Here is a 15,436-nt window from a genome sequence, read left to right on the forward strand (position 1 = left end):
CGATGGGTTTTGGTTGGGCGAGGAGAAAATTACCCTAGGCTTCTGCCTGCTGACCGACCCGCTTGCGTTGCGGCCCAAACAGGCAAGCCAACAGCATGATGATCCCGGAAATCGTGGCAATCATGCCCGCCGCACTGACCGCATAGGGGGATCCGAACCACCCCGGCCCATATCCGGCAAAGACATAGCCCAGAATGGCCGAAATCGTTGCAAAGACGACGGACCAACCAACCTGTCGGCCAAGCTGGTTGGTCATCAACCGCGCACTTGCCGGTGGGCAGACAAACATCGCAATCACAATGATCGACCCGACCGCGTCAAAGGCTGCCACGGCGGCAATCGCGGTGGCGACCACCAGCGCAAAGCTGAGAAGTCCTGTGCGAATACCAATCGCCCCGGCAAAGGCGGCGTCAAAGGTCGATATTTTAAGTTCTTTCCAGAACAGAACAATAAACAACCCGATCCCGACCAGAACCAACGCCAGGCGCGGCAATTGCGGTGGCAGGGTCGCCAAGGCGGCTGGATCAACAAGCGACTGCCAGCCTTCTGCATCAAACCAGATCAGGCTTTCAAGATTACCCAAAAGCGCATGCTGCACATCAATATGCACCGAGCTGGTATCGGTTATTTCTAGGAAAAGCACACCGGCGGCAAACAAGGTGGTAAACACCAATCCCATGGCCGCCCCCGGTTCAACCCGACCCAGACGTTTGACAATCTCGATCATGACAACGGCGACAATCGCGGCCGCCCCGGCACCGAGCATCATCGGCACCGCCGTGATCGTGCCGGTGACAAGAAAGGCCGCAACGATACCCGGCAGGACAACATGGCTGATCGCATCCCCAATCAGGGCCTGACGACGCAGTAACAGGAAATTGCCCGGCAACGCACAGGCAACAGCGGCCAGAATACCAATCAGGGTCGGTGTTAGGCTCAGTTGGACAAACTCGGCACCAAGGGCGGTCATCAGATTGTCGATCATGCGGATGCTCCTTGCTTCTCGGCAAGCATGCGGTCGATCTCGGCAATCTGGTCGGATGTCATCATCCGTTCAATCGGGGTCAGCCCGTCATAGCGTTCAATCGCTGAATCATCGGGCAGAATACGGCGCGCCATGGCCCAGCGTGCTTCATCGCGCGATGCCTTTTCCGATGCAGTACGCCCGCGCAATGTCGCGACCCCATCACGCCGGATCATGCCAGACCGGCGCAGGATGCGCAGGGTCAATCCGTCATAGATTGGTTCACGCCGGGACAGGGCCAAAAGTCCCTGACGGCGATGGACGCGGCGCTGAAACCGTTGATGGCGCAACGCTGACGCCAGCGCACCACGTAACGGGGAAAACAATGCGGAAATCATGAAAAAGCCAAACGCCACGAGCACAATGATCGGTCCCGTAGGGATGGAGGCCTCTGCGGCGGACAGAACCGCACCGATGTAGCCCGATATCCCGCCAACCAGGGCTGAAATGCCGATCATCGGGCCGACCTGATTGGTCCAGAAGCGGGCGGTGACTGGTGGGATGATCAAAAGCGCAACAATCAGGATCAATCCGACGATCTTAAGCCCGATCACGGTAACAATCAGGGCCAAGCCCATCATGGCAAGGTCAATATTGCGCACATTGACCCCGGTGGTCGCGGCATATTCCGGATCAAACGCCACAAGCGTCATCGGACGGCGCAGCAAAAAGACGAATGCGGCGGCAAGGGCCCCAGCAACCGCAATGGTGGTCGCCTCGGAAATCAACATGCCGGCCGTCGACCCCAAAAGGAAGTTTTCAAGTCCGGCCTGACGGCCAGATGACATGGTCTGGATGATGGTCAAAAGGACAATGCCAAACCCGAAAAACACCGACAGCACCGCACCAATCGCCGCATCCTCGGTCAGGCGGGTTTTGCGCGTAATCCATTCGACAAGGATCAGGCCAATCGCCGATGAAATCGCCGATCCAATGATCAATCCGGGTAACCAGCGGCCATCAGACCCAAAGGCCACCATGATCATGAAGGCCAAGCCAACACCGGGCAGGGTGGCGTGACTGATCGCATCGGACACCAACGCGCGTTTGCGCAGGAAAATAAACGCCCCGGCACTGCCCGCTGATAGGCCAAGTAACCCGGCACCAACTGCGACAAGGGCGCTGTTATATCCGGCCTGCAACAACAGGGCGCTTATGAAATAATCGAGAAAACTCATGGTGCGATCTTTGCGTTACCGTGCTGTGCTTGTCTCAGGCTGCCTCAATCAGGCGAGGCGCAACTCGTCGATATGGGTGGCGGCTAGACGCCCGCCATAGGTTTCCTGAAGGTTCTCGGCGGTAAAGGTCGTATCCACCGGGCCTTCGGCGATGCGGCGTACATTGATCAGCAACACGCGGTCAAAATATTCCGGCACGGTCGAAAGATCATGATGCACACAGACAACCGTGCGGCCTTCGGATTTAAGGTCTTTAAGAACCGAGACAATGGCGCGTTCGGTCGCGGCATCGACCCCGGCAAACGGCTCATCAAGCAAGTAAAACTCGGCATTTTGCGCCAGCGCCCGGGCCAGAAACACGCGTTGCTGCTGTCCGCCCGAAAGCTGACCAATCTGCCGGTCGGCAAAATCATTCATGCCGACCCGGTCAAGGCAGGCCATGGCCTGTTCGCGGTGGCGTGCCCGCCATAGGCGGAGCAAACCGACCGATCCATAAAGCCCCATCAGAACGACATCAATCACCCGGGCCGGGAAATCCCAATCAACACTGGCGCGTTGCGGCACATAGGCCACCCGATCGCGCGCCTCGTGAAACGGTTTGCCAAAAATCCGCACTTCACCCGACAGGCGCGGCACCACACCAAGTGCCCCTTTCAGGAAGGTTGATTTCCCCGCCCCGTTCGGGCCGATGATGGCGGTCATGGATCCGGCGGGGATGGAGGCATCAACCGAAAATACAGCCGGTTTGTTGCCATAGGAAACCGTCAGGCCGCGCACGGTCAGCGGTGCGTCCTTGCCTGCGACATCAACAATCTTTCCGGCCTCGGCAATCAGTTCGGCGTTACGCATGAGATTTTCCTGTTGCTTTGTCCGTGGTCCGACGCTGTGTGCATTTGATCACTGATTTTATCAATGTTTTATCTGTTTGGCACTTGCGGTCTTTACGTTACGAGCTTGGTGCAAGTTCACCCTGCATGCCGGTTTCAGGCGCATCACCACCCAGCGCACGGGTGATCAGGGTGGTGTTATGATCGATCATACCGATATAGGTGCCTTCATAGGTACCCGGTTCTCCCATGGCATCGGAAAACAGTGTACCACCAATGATGACGTTTTGCCCACGGGCCTCGGCCCCTTCGATCAGGGCACGCACATTGCGCTCAGGCACCGAGCTTTCGACAAACACGGCCGAAATATTGCGATCAACAATGATGTTAACCAGCTCTTCGACCCGGCGAAGGCCAGCCTCGGATTCGGTTGAAATGCCTTGAATGCCCAGAACCTCAAAATCATACCCGCGCCCGAAATAACTAAAGGCATCATGTGCGGTCAACAGCACACGGCTTTTTTCCGGAACAGACGTGGTGACCGACTTCATATAGCCAATCAGCTTTTCAATATCCGCAATGTGTTTGTCGGCATTGGCGGTATAGATCGCTTTGCCATCGGGATCGGATTTGATCAGTGCATCACGTACAGCCCCAACTACGGTTTTCCACAACTGCGGGTCCATCCAGACATGCGGATCATACCGGCCATCGTAATCCGCATGACTCAAAAGCTTGCTCTTGTCGATGGCTTCGCCAACTGCGACCACATTGCGGCGCTTTTCCAGATCAAGGAAAAACTCTTCGAGTTGCGCTTCAAGATAAAGACCATGCCACAAGACAAGGTCAGCGCGTGCCATGGCGGCAATGTCGCTGCGTGTCTGACGGTACGAATGCGGATCAACCCCGGGGCCCATCAAGGCCGTGACCTCGGCCCGATCGCCAGCAATCTGACGGGCCGCGTCGGCGATCATGGATGTGGTCGCGACAACATTAAGCGGTTTGGCCATGGCCATGCCAGCGGTAGCACCGAGGGCAGAGACACCAAGGATGGTGATCAGGCAAAGACGGCGTGCAACATTTCGAAGGGTCATGACGGGTCCCGACAGCAAGTTAAAATCATTCAATAGAATACCCACTATCTATGTGCGGACTTTTAAAGTTAGTCAAGGCTAAATTGATTTTTAAGCACTTAGTTGTTATGAAGATTTCGGAGATACTGTTTGGAGAGACCGATGGGCGATAAGCCGACGTTAAATCCGCGCCATAACAAGGCCGAAGTCTTTGCCCGCCTGCGCGACGCACATGCTCGCGAGGTCACCGAAGATTATGTTGAAATGATTGGCGATTTGATCAATGAGGAAGGCGAGGCCCGCTCTGTCGCGCTCGCCGAACGCTTCGGCGTCACGGCCGCGACGGTCAATAACACCATCAAACGCCTGGAACGCGACGGTTTTGTCACCTCGCGCCCATACCGCTCAATCTTTCTGACAGAAAAAGGCGAAACGCTCGCCAAAAAATGTCGCGACCGCCACCAGATCGTCTATAACTTCCTCGTCTCCATCGGCGTTGATCCAGATACGGCAGAGTTTGATGCCGAAGGGATTGAGCATCATGTGAGTGAGGAGACTTTGCGGGTGTTTGAAAGTGCAATTTCCTCCTAAAGATGAACGGTAATCAGTCTGCGGAAGAGTAGGCTGTATTGTTGGCTATCGGGTCCGGTTTTTCGCTAGAAGAGTATCAAAAACTTTCCTGTGGCGATGAACCCATTTGTTGATGTCAAAGGCCTCTATTGCCCGCCTACGTGCAGCGATTTTTCTTTCAGGTAGGTTCTGGAGTATCGCTTCCATACCCATTGCGATCACTTCGGGGCTAGGAGTGTACGTCTTCTCAAAGCTTTGATCGACTTCAAGTGGGTGCCCGCTAAGACCGGGAGCAAGTTCGGGTACGCCGCCAGAATTTGAGTACAGGACGGGCAATCCACACCCGAGTGATTCTAAAACGGTGTTTGGGCAAGGGTCATTGTGTTTTAGCATTAGATAAACATCGGCCGAACGATAGATATCGGGTGCATTTTCTTGCGTGTAGCTTCCTAATAAGGAGGTGTGCTCCTCTACTCCCAGCGCGTCTATTAGTTGATTGCACTTCTTAAGGCAGTCATTTGACATCCAGCCGGCAATTACTATTTTGGCATTTAGGCCCGAATTGCGCACTATTTCGAAGCCTCTCAAAGAGGCTTCAATCCGATAGAACATGTGACTATCGAACTTTCCTGTAACAAGAAATGTTGGTTCTCTGTCTTGAGAAACGCTAGTGCTTGGAGAAAAATGTTCCAGATCTATAGCGTTATATAAAATTTCTGTCTCGCCTGTTCGGTTACCCAAAAAAGTTTCAGCACATCGAAGGCAAAATTCACTTTGGCAAAAAACATGGTCGGCATTAATCCACGCAATCGACATTTCCTTGTTCTTTTCTTGCCAATCGCCGTCAAACCAGGCCCCGTAAAAAACGCCGTTTTGATTCAGCACAATCGGTATGTTCTTTGATTTGAGTGATTTAAATGCAAGTTTTGTCAAATAAGGAGTATTTGAAAGCGTATAGACAATGGAGTGTCTGTATCTTTGTTCAGGGAAATGTTCTTTAAGGCGTTTGACCTTCACCAAGGGGCCGCCAATATCGCCAGCGCGCGCTCCTCCGTACCAAACCGAAATGCCATTCCTGCTTTTGGGTAAGAATGAAATCACCGTTTGAATGGCTCTCCACGCCCATCGGAGCGATTGCTTATAATTGCTGTCGATTTTAGACATTATTTACGCCAGATATTTCTGATTTTCCGCCAGATACCAATTTTGTATTCATCTCTATCGAGCAGAAAGCTCTCTTTCTTTTTGATTATATTCTCAAGAAGAGAAATCCATTGTTGGCAAGATTTGTAAGAATTATGAGGATAACTTTTGGTTTTTTGTTCCCATAGCTCGTAATTCTCAATCAATTCCAGAAGTTTTGACTCAAAATCAGTCTTGTCAGTAAATTCCAGTCCGTGACCACTGAGGTATTCGGGCATGCAGCCACTTCGAAGATACAGTACAGGTAAGCCACACTGCGCGCCTTCGTTTTGATGGTTGCCCCCGGGCTCATTTAAAGAACCGGTTACATAGGCATGGTTTTCTCGTAGTGCATCCGCCAGCGCCTCTCCTGACAAAGGTTCAACAAGTCTAGCATTTTTAAACTTATAACCATCTGGCGTGTTGCCAATATAGGAAAACTCAATTTTTCCTTTCCACTTTGGCTGGGCAAGCATCTGATCAATATGGTCGTAAATATCAAAGCCCTTCATCCAGTTGCCTCCCCAGTGGTGGGTGACAAGCTTTAGAGGACCCGAGCCATTCCATGGTACAAATCCCTTGCGATTGAAGACGTCCTGATCTGAGCCATTTAGTATGACCGAGTTTGGCATTCGCTTCGGACCTTGCCAAAGGTCAAGGGACTTCAACCAAGAACCTACGAATACCGTGTAGTCGGCAGCTTGGTTGCATTTTTTCAGCAACTGATTCATGTGCCTCGTGTTTTTCCGCTCGTCACACTCGTTGATACGGTGAACAATAAGGCAATTGCGATTGATTTCTCGGGTGTAGAGCCAAGCAGCTCTGTAGCTGAAGGGGATGGACTTGTTGCGGCGACCGTATCTGGGGTCGGTGATAACAATTACGTCAATATCGTCATCATTTAAGTTGTTGACGACGATATGGCCGGCCTTTGATAGTTCTCGGGTGAGAGAAGAGAAAAAACTGTTTCCTCCACCCCATGGACCGGAGACGACCTTATATCCTATGCAGATCTTCACCAATTAATGCTCCAGAAGTCAGTAGACTGTTCTATGCACAGCAAATGCCCATTGATTATTTGATTTTGATTTTAAGAAGGGCTGTAGCTCAATATTGGTGCTTAAAGTGAAAATCTCAAATGCACGAAACTCGTTATTATGATCCTTGAATTCGTCGAATATTATGATATCGCCAGATTTCAGATAAGGCTCGATACCAAACAACGAATAAATAGCACCAGTAAAAATATCGCAATCAATATGAATTATTAGATGTATGTCTTCCGCGCGAACGTAGTTATCAAGAAATTTATACAATGTTTCTTGAAATGTTCCTTTGATGAAGGTAGCCCTGTGATCCCCTTTGGTGTCAGGAACCGTATCGTTTGTATCGAACGTCCCTTTTGGTCTGTTCCTGTCCCAATCTTCTGGTAGACCTGTGAATGTATCAAATCCGTAAAACTTGCTGGAAGGATTTTTATTTTCCTCAAGCCATGGAAGGAAAGATTTTCCAGAATATACACCAAATTCAAAGTAATCAATTGGTATGTTCCCCAGTTTTCTTCGAATGGTGCTATGAAGATCTTGACGATTATTGGACAAATCGAGTTTTCCGAGGAACCGGTTCTCAAAATTCTGAAAACGAAGGCTTCTGTTTACATGAGAAAACTTTTCTAACCATGACGGAAATTGGAATAATATTTTACGAAGAACTAGTTTAGAAAAACTCATTTTGGTCCCTCAATAGTATTGGTCGCGCGAGATTTCTGGGTTTTACAATTTGTTAGCGATAACAACAAACTTTTTGACGACTTGATAGCAGGCTGGCTTGGAGACGTTGACGTATGCGGGGCGACGGTAACTAAAGTTTGAAGTTAGCACTTTTTAGCTTTTGGAAGATGCCTCGTCTTTTTTGGTGCAATTGGCTTAATCCATGGTTCAGCATGGTATATCCACACGATATACAGACCATGACTTTATGAAATAATACTTGAGAAACTGCGTAAAGATAGCCACAACACCAGTCTGAATAATTTTTGCGAAAAATGGGGATTTTCTCTATGGGTAAAACTGCGCTCATAACGGGAGTGACAGGTCAGGATGGTGCCTATCTGGCCGAGTTATTGCTGGATAAGGGGTACAACGTCCACGGTATCCGAAGAAGGTCTTCATCATTCAACACTGGCCGTGTTGAACACATATATCAGGATTTGCACGAAGAAAATCGTACGTTTACCATGCATTATGGGGACATGGTTGACGCAACAAATTTAATCCGAATTATCAAGGATACTCAACCTGACGAGATCTACAATTTGGCCGCCCAAAGTCACGTGCATGTCAGTTTCGAAACTCCTGAATATACAGCGAATGCAGATGCCCTTGGCACACTTCGTCTGCTTGAGGCTATAAGGATTCTAGGACTAGAGAAAACGACCAAGTTTTATCAAGCCTCGACTTCCGAGCTTTATGGGGATGCTCAAGCGCCCCAAAGTGAGGGGACACCTTTCCAGCCGAGAAGCCCATATGCGGCAGCAAAGCTATATGCTTACTGGATTGTGAGAAATTACAGGGAAGCATACGGAATTTTCGCTTCCAACGGCATCTTGTTTAATCACGAAAGCCCTATCCGAGGCGAAACCTTTGTGACTCGGAAAATTACAAGAGCTGTTGCTGCGATCAAGTTTGGCAAACAGGACAAATTGTATCTAGGCAACCTTGATGCGAAACGTGATTGGGGACATGCCCGAGACTATGTTGAGGGTATGTGGCGCATCTTGCATTATAAGAAGCCAGATGACTTTGTGCTCGCGACCGGGGAAGCACATTCCGTGCGTGAATTTGTAGAACTGGCGTTTCGACATATTAACTTCGAAATAGAGTGGGTTGGGAAAGGCGTTGACGAAAAGGGCCTTGATAGCGCCAGTGGCAGATGCTTGGTTGAAGTGGACCCGCGTTATTTCAGGCCGACAGAGGTTGATTTCTTACTTGGTGATTGCTCTAAGGCAAAGGCCGAGCTGGGTTGGTCGGCGACCACGTGTTTCGAAGACTTGGTTAAAGAAATGGTCGAAAGTGATTTGAAAATCGTTTGCTCCGGAGAGTGATTTCAATGCGAATTGGTATTGTCAATTACGGGATGGGCAACCTTGGATCGGTTCAATCCGCGTTAAATTTTCTAAACGTTGAATCGGTAGTTACCGGGACTCCGGAAGAATTGCGTGAATTTGATGGTCTGATACTTCCTGGGGTGGGTAGTTTCGGCAAGGCCATGGATAATTTAAGAGCTGGTGGTTTTGTTGAGGCCTTGCAGCTTGAGGTCATAGAAAAGAAAAAGCCACTTTTTGCGATCTGTCTTGGAATGCATCTGCTTGCTCGCGGCTCAAGCGAAAGCGACGGTATCGAGGGTTTGGGGTGGATCAATTCGTGTGTTGTGCCTGTTGCCGACGGATGGCGTGGAGAGCATCCGGTTCGCCGTCCTCAGGTTGGTTGGAATACGATTTCGCGCCTCGTGCCGGAGCATGGGATGCTCAGCCGAATAGAAGACGGAGAGATGGTGTATTTTGATCATAGCTTTGCCTTGCCTGCTTCTTGCCCGGATGCATTGGCACAGACAAACTATTTCGGTTCATTCACCTCTATGCTGGCAAAAGACAATATTTTCGGCGCCCAGTTTCATCCTGAGAAAAGCCAAAGAACCGGTCTCGTTATGCTACGAAATTTCACGAACATCGTCTTGTCTTCCAAGTCTGCTGGTGTTGAACAATGCTGTTGAAACGATTGGGCGGAAGTATCCTCGTTCGAGACGGTATTGCGGTGCAAAGTTTCGGGTTCCGCCGGCATTTACCTGTTGGAAGCCCAGAGGTTTCGTCCGAGTTTCTGAATCGTTGGGGTATTGATGAAATATGCCTTTTGGATATTTCGGGTAATCGGACGCAAAGAGGTCCAGATATCGAAATGATCAGGCGTGTCGCAGCAAAGGCATTTGTTCCATTATGCTACGGCGGCGGCGTAACATCTCTTGATCAGGTGCGCCAGATTATTGCTGCAGGTGCAGACAAGGTTCTGATCCGGAGCAAATTTATAGAAAGCCTCTTTCACGAGGTTGTTGATAGTTTTGGTGCTCAGGCTCTCGTCGCATGTATCGATTACTCTTCAAAAAAGAGTGACATTGCATCCCGGGATGGTTCGATAGTCTCCCGAGACGAGGTCTTGGACTATGCGTTAAGGGCAGAGAAGTTTGGGGTCGGAGAATTATTGATACAGTCAACCGACAGGGATGGTTTGGCTTGTGGTCTGGATTGCGATTTGATAGCGGAAGTTAGTCGCCGTGTTCAAATCCCCGTTATCGCAATGGGCGGGGTCGGGCGTTCTGAGCATATCGCAGAGTGCCTGAATATGACTGAGGCATCAGCTGTTGTTGTTGGGAACATACTCAATCACTGTGAACATAGCGTAATGCTGATCAAAAAACAGCTTCAGAGAATGGGGCACGATCTTCGATCTAGTGGCCGGTGTAAGTATGAGTTGGTGCCAATATCCACAGAGGACCGACTTCTGAAACGTTCGGAGAGTTATCTGGACGACCTTGGATTCATCAAAGTTGACCGGGAAGTAATATGAGATACTGCCACCGCTGCCTATATCCGGAGAACCATCCACTAAATCTTATTATTGATGATGATGGGATTTGCAGTGGTTGTAGGGTGCATGAAGAGAAAGATCTTCTGGACTGGGGAGCCAGATTTGAAGAATTGAAGCGACTGGTTCAGCCGTTTAAAAGCCGATCAGGAATGAGTTATGATTGCATCGTTCCTGTATCAGGTGCCAGAGACTCTTGGTTTGTCGTGCATGTTGTAAAACATGTGCTCGGATTGAGGCCTTTGCTTGTTTACTACAACGGGCATTATAATACAGAACTGGCCACCCGAAATTTGGCGTATATGCGCCAAGCATTTGATTGCGACTTGACCGGCTTGAACGTGTCATCAGAGACAGTGAAAGCCGTGACCAGAGCAAGTATCCAAAAGTTGGGTAGTATTTACTGGCATGTGTTGGCGGGGCAGACAGTATGGCCGGTAAGGGCCGCCGTACAATATCGTGTGCCTTTGATTATTTGGGGTGCGCATCAAGGGATTGATCAGGTTGGTATGTTCTCTCATCTGCAAAAGGTAGAGATGACGCGCAAATATCGAAAAGATCATGATTTGATGGGGGTCGAAATTTCTGATCTCGCCGCTGATACGTCTGACCTTTTGAACTACAACACCCGCCCTTTCACATATCCGGATGATGAGGAGCTCGAAGCAATTGGGGTGCGGGGAATATATCTCAATAACTTCTTGCGTTGGGATACCAAGTCGCAGAATGAGTTGATGATCAAGATATTTGGCTATGAGACCGCGCCCCAGAAAAGGACATTCGATACTTATAGCGACACCGACTCATACCACTACTCTGGGCTACACGATCTTATCAAATACCGGAAGTTTGGCTACGGCAAGGTGACTGACCACGCTAGCCGAGAAATCAGATTGCGCAGGATGACCAGAGAACAGGGGCTGGAATTGGTGCGTCTGCATCAATCAGATGAGGTGCCTGAAGACACATCAATCTTCTGTAATTGGTTGGGGATGCCCGAAGCTGAACTTTTCGAGCATGTGGATGCGCTTCGAGACCCTAAGGCTTGGGCGTTCGAGGATGGGAAATGGTCTTTGAAAAGCTCAGTACTGGACGCCGAATTTGATCAACGTGCCCAGCTTTCACAGCTTGAGAGTTGGACCGATTTTGTCAAGACCGGTTCACGGAAACCAGACAATAACCCGAATAGTTATGTTTTGATCGGCAAAGGATATGTCGAAGGTTTCGGGCCAGAGTCTCCTGTGGCAAGTTCTGTACTGCCAGACAGCTGTTTTGGAAGTCATAAGCCAAGCATATCCGCACTGGAGGACATTCAGTGAAGTATTGCAAAAACTGTGTGGAGCCCGATACGCGTCCGGGACAGGTCTTCACAGAAGATGGTCTCTGCACGCCTTGCGCATATTCTCTCTCGTATGACGCTGCGGAGTGGGACCGACGCCGGGCCGAGCTTGCCAAGATCGTTGAGTGGGCAAAGAGTAGACGATCTCCAATGGGATATGATTGTATTGTGGGGGTGAGTGGCGGAAAGGATAGCACTCGGCTTGCATACTTTGCGCGTGAGGTTGGAATGAACCCGTTGTTGGTTTCATTCGTCTATCCGCCAATGCAGCAAACAGATTTGGGTGCATGCAATCTGACTAATCTCATCCACAAAGGGTTTGACGTCATAACGGTTCAGCCCTCACCGGAGGTCTTTCGCCGGGCGATCAAGCATTCATTCGTCAAACTTGGGAACTGGGTAAATCCTTCGGATTTGGCTCTTTATGCAAGTATTCCACGCACTGCACTGCAAAATAACATTCCATTGGCCTGTGCAGGAGAGAACCCATTTGTCACCGTCGGTAGTGGAAGTGGATCGCGTGATGGAGATGCAACAAACGTTGTCTCTATGAACACTCTGCGCGGTGGTGATATTTCGCCGTATTTGGATGACTATAATACGGAAGAAAAAATGTTCTTGTTCAGGTTTCCTGAAAAAGAACGCATTCTAAAAAATGATCTGAAACTAATTTATCTGGGCTACTACATCGAAGATTATGATCAGGAAAACAATGCTCGTTTTGCTGTCGAACGTGGCATGAAAGTGCGCGAAGGGAAAGATGCAGATCCTGCGCGGACGGGGTTCCTTCACAACCACACAATGCTTGATGAGGATTTTGTTATCGTCAACCAGTTTGTAAAGTATCTCAAATTAGGCTTTGGGCAAACGGCTCAGCAGGTTGCACTTGATATCCGTGCGGGACGTCTTACCCGTGATGAGGGCATTGAACTTTGTCGTAAGTTCGACGGCAAGTGTGACATCGATTATATTCGAAGGTTCTGCAAATTCGTTGATATGCCAGAGGAGGAGTTTTGGGACTTGGTTGAAGGTTTTCGAAATAGAGATATCTGGGAGATTCGCGATAATAATTGGCATTTAAAGGAAAAGTTGGAGACGTCTTGGGAGATGGCTCAGAGACTTGATTCTGCATAGCAGGTAGCTTGGAGTTTAACCCAATTAGAATACGTGTAATTGATCGTTGAAACTTGGTAAACCCAGTCGAAAACAGAGTTACCAGCTAACTTGGTTTAATCTTGGCGATCAAGATGAGGTGCTGTTTTCCTGATGGGGCGCGCTTTCTTTTAGTACTTTAAGGACATAAATAAGACGAGATCACTGTTGGGTACGAAAGATGTGCCGAAATTACCCCCTATATGGTTAGGTTTTCGAAACTAGGCGCTGTGAAAATTGAGCCTAACCTCTAGTTTGACAGCAAGCTGTTTGACATTGAAGCATGCACATAATCGTTTGCGCGGAGGTTCTTGTAAGTGTGGTACTGCGTGCTGCTTGATTGTGACCATGCACGCAAGGTTAGGATTTCAGTTCTAATCTGACCTCTGGTCTCGTTCATTAGGCGCATTAATCCCGGATAAAGCCCGAACTGTTGCGAGTCATCCTGATGGATGAGGCCTTTCTGCCAATCAGGATACCCGAAATAGAAACCGGAGTAACGTGCTGCATACTCCTTAGCTTTCTTTGTATCGACTTCAGTCCACCAAGCTCTCGTTAGTGTTGTCAGGTAACCACTGCGCGAGCCTGGTTCGATAACAAAGCCATGTTCCCCGTACCAAGCCTTCTCTGCAACTAAAACCGGTGTTCCGTGACAGGTGGCCTCAAGTCCTATTGATCCGCACGCAGTAATGATCCCGGTTGATTTCTTTATAACAGTCATGCTGTTGATATGGGATGGGCAACTTTTTATGTGAACTAGGTCAAGCGCCTTAACCATTGAACGGACAGACTCGTTTTCCGTTACGCCATACCGTTCGTCAAGTGGATGCGCTCGTATCAACCAATTTACGTTTTTCTGTTCGCGGATGACGGCAAAGGTTGCTTCTATCCAGTCGTAAAAGTCTCTGAATCTTTCCAGGCCAAGACTGTGCGGAAAATCAAACCAGTTCTGCATATAAATCGAGATAAGCGGTTTGTCGCTTGTCCAGTTGCAAGCGCTCAACATTTCTTCGTACTGCAGATCACTGTTCTCACCAGTATAAGCAAGCGCGGAAGCTATATCTCCCGCTTGCCCGGCAAATCGTTCTGCGAGATATTCGGTTCCATTTCGGATAAGATTCGTTTTTTGTTGTGTACTGCTGTTATCGAGTTCTGACCGTGTCGGCGGAGCAATGCAGCGCAAAAACGTCTCAACTGAGTTCACTTTCTGAAAACGTTGTCCACCGAAGTCACCATACAATATATACACTTGTTTATTGAGTTGCAGGCCATGCCATGCGAGAGGCGCCGCAATCTCCCCGATATTATGGCTACATATGACAATGTCAGAATCGCTGGATTCAAGCGCTTTACGGGTTGCAATCAATGATTGTAGACAGGTGATCAAAAGCTCTTTGAAGCCATGTCGTCGATGATCAACGAAGCCGGTTTTTTGCGCTTTGAGCAAAGTATCGTAGAACACGGTTCCGGGGAAATCGAATGGTAATTTCCATTCTACAATATCGTTTGGAGAGGTCGTCTTTGCGATCAGATCGTTCGCCAGTTCGGTCACGTCTTTCACAGGAGGCATCAACTGCTTGTGATGCTTTTTGTTTGAGATCCCGAATGCTTTTAACGTACTGGAAATCTCGCGATGTCTAAAATATCCAATGTAACCAACAGATGACGTGAGCTCAATATTTAAGGCGGAAACAAGAAGTGATGTCCTGTACCAGAAATGTGGGTTTTCCCAAGTGCAATCAATGAATGCAGATATATTCGGTTTTGAGTTCGGTCTCGTCTCGTCAATGAGATCTAGCAGCGCCGAATCGAACTGTATTCGATCCTTCATTATTCTTTTACGCTGTAGTTCGGATTGAAATTTTCCAACAGTCTTTTTGAGATTATTTAACAATTTCATTACTACTATTTTCTTACTTAAAGTTTTTAAATTACTTTTCGAAACCACTGAATATCGTCTTTTTCGTGGGCTGGTTGAAAGCCGTTCTTGAGCAAAACCTTAATTGATCCTGTGTTCCGTGTGTCGGCACCGGCTTCCAGAAGTTTGATGGTTTGCAGTTCTCGCGACATCTCAACCATTTTTTTGACGACGAAGCTAGCAATTCCTTTACCCCAAAGTGTCTTCTCCCCGATCAGGTATCTTACTTCTGCAGAATCCCGTTCTGGATTGATGTTGCCAAGTTCCACCATGCCAATGTGAGCACAGGCAAAAAAAATTCCGAACAGTTTTGAACTGGGGTCGTTCAGTTTTCGGGTTAGAAACTCGCGTTGACTGTCCAAGGTGTGCATCTGATTTCTTTGATTTGAAAACCGGACGACTTCAATGTCATTTAACCAATCTACCCATTTTTGACTGAGTAAACTCATCGTCGCGGGTTTTAGCCGAATCTGGTCGATAGTTTCCATCAGTTTACCAACATAGTAGATGCTTGCTTAGGGGCTTTTTGGTTAGTA

General features: G+C 48.7%; 15 protein-coding genes. 6 read left to right on the plus strand and 9 right to left on the minus strand.

Going from position 1 to position 15,436, the window contains the following annotated elements:
- Nucleotides 1-34: 34 nt before the first annotated feature.
- From COO92_RS01265 to COO92_RS01280, 4 genes are all read right to left on the minus strand, one after another.
- On the minus strand, nucleotides 35-985 hold the full coding sequence (locus COO92_RS01265; RefSeq protein ID WP_206186336.1) for a metal ABC transporter permease: 951 nt from the start codon (nucleotides 983-985) through the stop codon (nucleotides 35-37).
- Nucleotides 982-2,202, minus strand: coding sequence for a metal ABC transporter permease (locus COO92_RS01270; RefSeq protein ID WP_022731119.1), 1,221 nt, complete (start codon nucleotides 2,200-2,202; stop codon nucleotides 982-984). The genes COO92_RS01265 and COO92_RS01270 overlap by 4 nt, the downstream gene beginning before the upstream one ends.
- A 48-nt stretch (nucleotides 2,203-2,250) precedes the next feature.
- Nucleotides 2,251-3,051, minus strand: coding sequence for a metal ABC transporter ATP-binding protein (locus tag COO92_RS01275; RefSeq protein ID WP_101299192.1), 801 nt, complete (start codon nucleotides 3,049-3,051; stop codon nucleotides 2,251-2,253).
- Nucleotides 3,052-3,148: 97 nt separating this feature from the next.
- Nucleotides 3,149-4,123 (minus strand): metal ABC transporter solute-binding protein, Zn/Mn family, encoded by a 975-nt coding sequence (locus COO92_RS01280; protein ID WP_101299194.1) that lies wholly within the window; start codon nucleotides 4,121-4,123, stop codon nucleotides 3,149-3,151.
- Between the two features lie 141 nt (nucleotides 4,124-4,264).
- Here COO92_RS01280 and mntR point away from each other — a divergent pair, with 141 nt between their 5' ends.
- Nucleotides 4,265-4,693 carry a manganese-binding transcriptional regulator MntR gene (gene mntR, locus COO92_RS01285; protein ID WP_022731122.1) on the plus strand — a complete coding sequence of 143 codons (429 nt, stop codon included), beginning with the start codon at nucleotides 4,265-4,267 and terminating at the stop codon, nucleotides 4,691-4,693.
- 45 nt (nucleotides 4,694-4,738) lie between these two features.
- On the opposite strand, the gene COO92_RS01290 is transcribed toward mntR, so the two are convergent.
- Genes COO92_RS01290 through COO92_RS01300 form a run of 3 tightly spaced genes read right to left on the minus strand, consistent with a single transcriptional unit; the run spans nucleotide 4,739 to nucleotide 7,584 of the window.
- On the minus strand, nucleotides 4,739-5,836 hold the full coding sequence (locus COO92_RS01290) for a glycosyltransferase family 4 protein (RefSeq protein ID WP_101299197.1): 1,098 nt from the start codon (nucleotides 5,834-5,836) through the stop codon (nucleotides 4,739-4,741).
- On the minus strand, nucleotides 5,836-6,876 hold the full coding sequence (locus COO92_RS01295; RefSeq protein ID WP_133125023.1) for a glycosyltransferase family protein: 1,041 nt from the start codon (nucleotides 6,874-6,876) through the stop codon (nucleotides 5,836-5,838). The genes COO92_RS01290 and COO92_RS01295 overlap by 1 nt, the downstream gene beginning before the upstream one ends.
- 15 nt (nucleotides 6,877-6,891) lie before the next feature.
- Nucleotides 6,892-7,584 carry a class I SAM-dependent methyltransferase gene (locus COO92_RS01300; protein ID WP_101299201.1) on the minus strand — a complete coding sequence of 231 codons (693 nt, stop codon included), beginning with the start codon at nucleotides 7,582-7,584 and terminating at the stop codon, nucleotides 6,892-6,894.
- Nucleotides 7,585-7,913: 329 nt separating this feature from the next.
- Between COO92_RS01300 and gmd the strand changes: the two genes are divergently transcribed.
- Genes gmd through COO92_RS01325 form a run of 5 tightly spaced genes read left to right on the plus strand, consistent with a single transcriptional unit; the run spans nucleotide 7,914 to nucleotide 12,964 of the window.
- Nucleotides 7,914-8,957 (plus strand): GDP-mannose 4,6-dehydratase, encoded by a 1,044-nt coding sequence (gmd, locus tag COO92_RS01305; protein ID WP_101299204.1) that lies wholly within the window; start codon nucleotides 7,914-7,916, stop codon nucleotides 8,955-8,957.
- A gap of 5 nt (nucleotides 8,958-8,962) precedes the next feature.
- Complete coding sequence (gene hisH, locus COO92_RS01310; RefSeq protein WP_022731127.1) at nucleotides 8,963-9,625, plus strand: imidazole glycerol phosphate synthase subunit HisH; 663 nt, start codon at nucleotides 8,963-8,965, stop codon at nucleotides 9,623-9,625.
- Complete coding sequence (locus COO92_RS01315; protein ID WP_101299206.1) at nucleotides 9,616-10,473, plus strand: HisA/HisF-related TIM barrel protein; 858 nt, start codon at nucleotides 9,616-9,618, stop codon at nucleotides 10,471-10,473. Before hisH ends, COO92_RS01315 begins: the two co-directional genes overlap by 10 nt.
- Nucleotides 10,470-11,810 (plus strand): N-acetyl sugar amidotransferase, encoded by a 1,341-nt coding sequence (locus tag COO92_RS01320; RefSeq protein WP_101299209.1) that lies wholly within the window; start codon nucleotides 10,470-10,472, stop codon nucleotides 11,808-11,810. Before COO92_RS01315 ends, COO92_RS01320 begins: the two co-directional genes overlap by 4 nt.
- A gap of 17 nt (nucleotides 11,811-11,827) precedes the next feature.
- On the plus strand, nucleotides 11,828-12,964 hold the full coding sequence (locus COO92_RS01325; RefSeq protein ID WP_240626313.1) for an N-acetyl sugar amidotransferase: 1,137 nt from the start codon (nucleotides 11,828-11,830) through the stop codon (nucleotides 12,962-12,964).
- 268 nt (nucleotides 12,965-13,232) lie between these two features.
- On the opposite strand, the gene COO92_RS01330 is transcribed toward COO92_RS01325, so the two are convergent.
- Together COO92_RS01330 and COO92_RS01335 are read right to left on the minus strand one after the other, a co-directional pair.
- Entirely contained in the window at nucleotides 13,233-14,882 is a 1,650-nt protein-coding gene (locus COO92_RS01330; protein ID WP_101299211.1) for a capsular polysaccharide export protein, LipB/KpsS family, read from the minus strand.
- A gap of 26 nt (nucleotides 14,883-14,908) precedes the next feature.
- Nucleotides 14,909-15,388, minus strand: a complete 480-nt coding sequence (locus COO92_RS01335; protein ID WP_101299214.1) for a GNAT family N-acetyltransferase — start codon at nucleotides 15,386-15,388, stop codon at nucleotides 14,909-14,911.
- Nucleotides 15,389-15,436: the final 48 nt, after the last annotated feature.

This window comes from Thalassospira lohafexi, from assembly GCF_002844275.1.
Taxonomy (GTDB): Bacteria; Pseudomonadota; Alphaproteobacteria; order Rhodospirillales; family Thalassospiraceae; genus Thalassospira; species Thalassospira lohafexi.

Bases quoted from the DNA above. Each gene is read 5' to 3' on its own strand.
- mntR (WP_022731122.1), top strand. From the start codon at position 4,265: ATGGGCGATAAGCCGACGTTAAATCCGCGCCATAACAAGGCCGAAGTC.
- hisH (WP_022731127.1), top strand. From the start codon at position 8,963: ATGCGAATTGGTATTGTCAATTACGGGATGGGCAACCTTGGATCGGTT.
- COO92_RS01320 (WP_101299209.1), top strand. From the start codon at position 10,470: ATGAGATACTGCCACCGCTGCCTATATCCGGAGAACCATCCACTAAAT.
- COO92_RS01315 (WP_101299206.1), top strand. From the start codon at position 9,616: ATGCTGTTGAAACGATTGGGCGGAAGTATCCTCGTTCGAGACGGTATT.
- COO92_RS01275 (WP_101299192.1), bottom strand. From the start codon at position 3,051: ATGCGTAACGCCGAACTGATTGCCGAGGCCGGAAAGATTGTTGATGTC.
- COO92_RS01335 (WP_101299214.1), bottom strand. From the start codon at position 15,388: ATGGAAACTATCGACCAGATTCGGCTAAAACCCGCGACGATGAGTTTA.
- COO92_RS01270 (WP_022731119.1), bottom strand. From the start codon at position 2,202: ATGAGTTTTCTCGATTATTTCATAAGCGCCCTGTTGTTGCAGGCCGGA.
- COO92_RS01330 (WP_101299211.1), bottom strand. From the start codon at position 14,882: ATGAAATTGTTAAATAATCTCAAAAAGACTGTTGGAAAATTTCAATCC.
- COO92_RS01290 (WP_101299197.1), bottom strand. From the start codon at position 5,836: ATGTCTAAAATCGACAGCAATTATAAGCAATCGCTCCGATGGGCGTGG.
- COO92_RS01300 (WP_101299201.1), bottom strand. From the start codon at position 7,584: ATGAGTTTTTCTAAACTAGTTCTTCGTAAAATATTATTCCAATTTCCG.
- COO92_RS01265 (WP_206186336.1), bottom strand. From the start codon at position 985: ATGATCGACAATCTGATGACCGCCCTTGGTGCCGAGTTTGTCCAACTG.
- COO92_RS01280 (WP_101299194.1), bottom strand. From the start codon at position 4,123: ATGACCCTTCGAAATGTTGCACGCCGTCTTTGCCTGATCACCATCCTT.
- gmd (WP_101299204.1), top strand. From the start codon at position 7,914: ATGGGTAAAACTGCGCTCATAACGGGAGTGACAGGTCAGGATGGTGCC.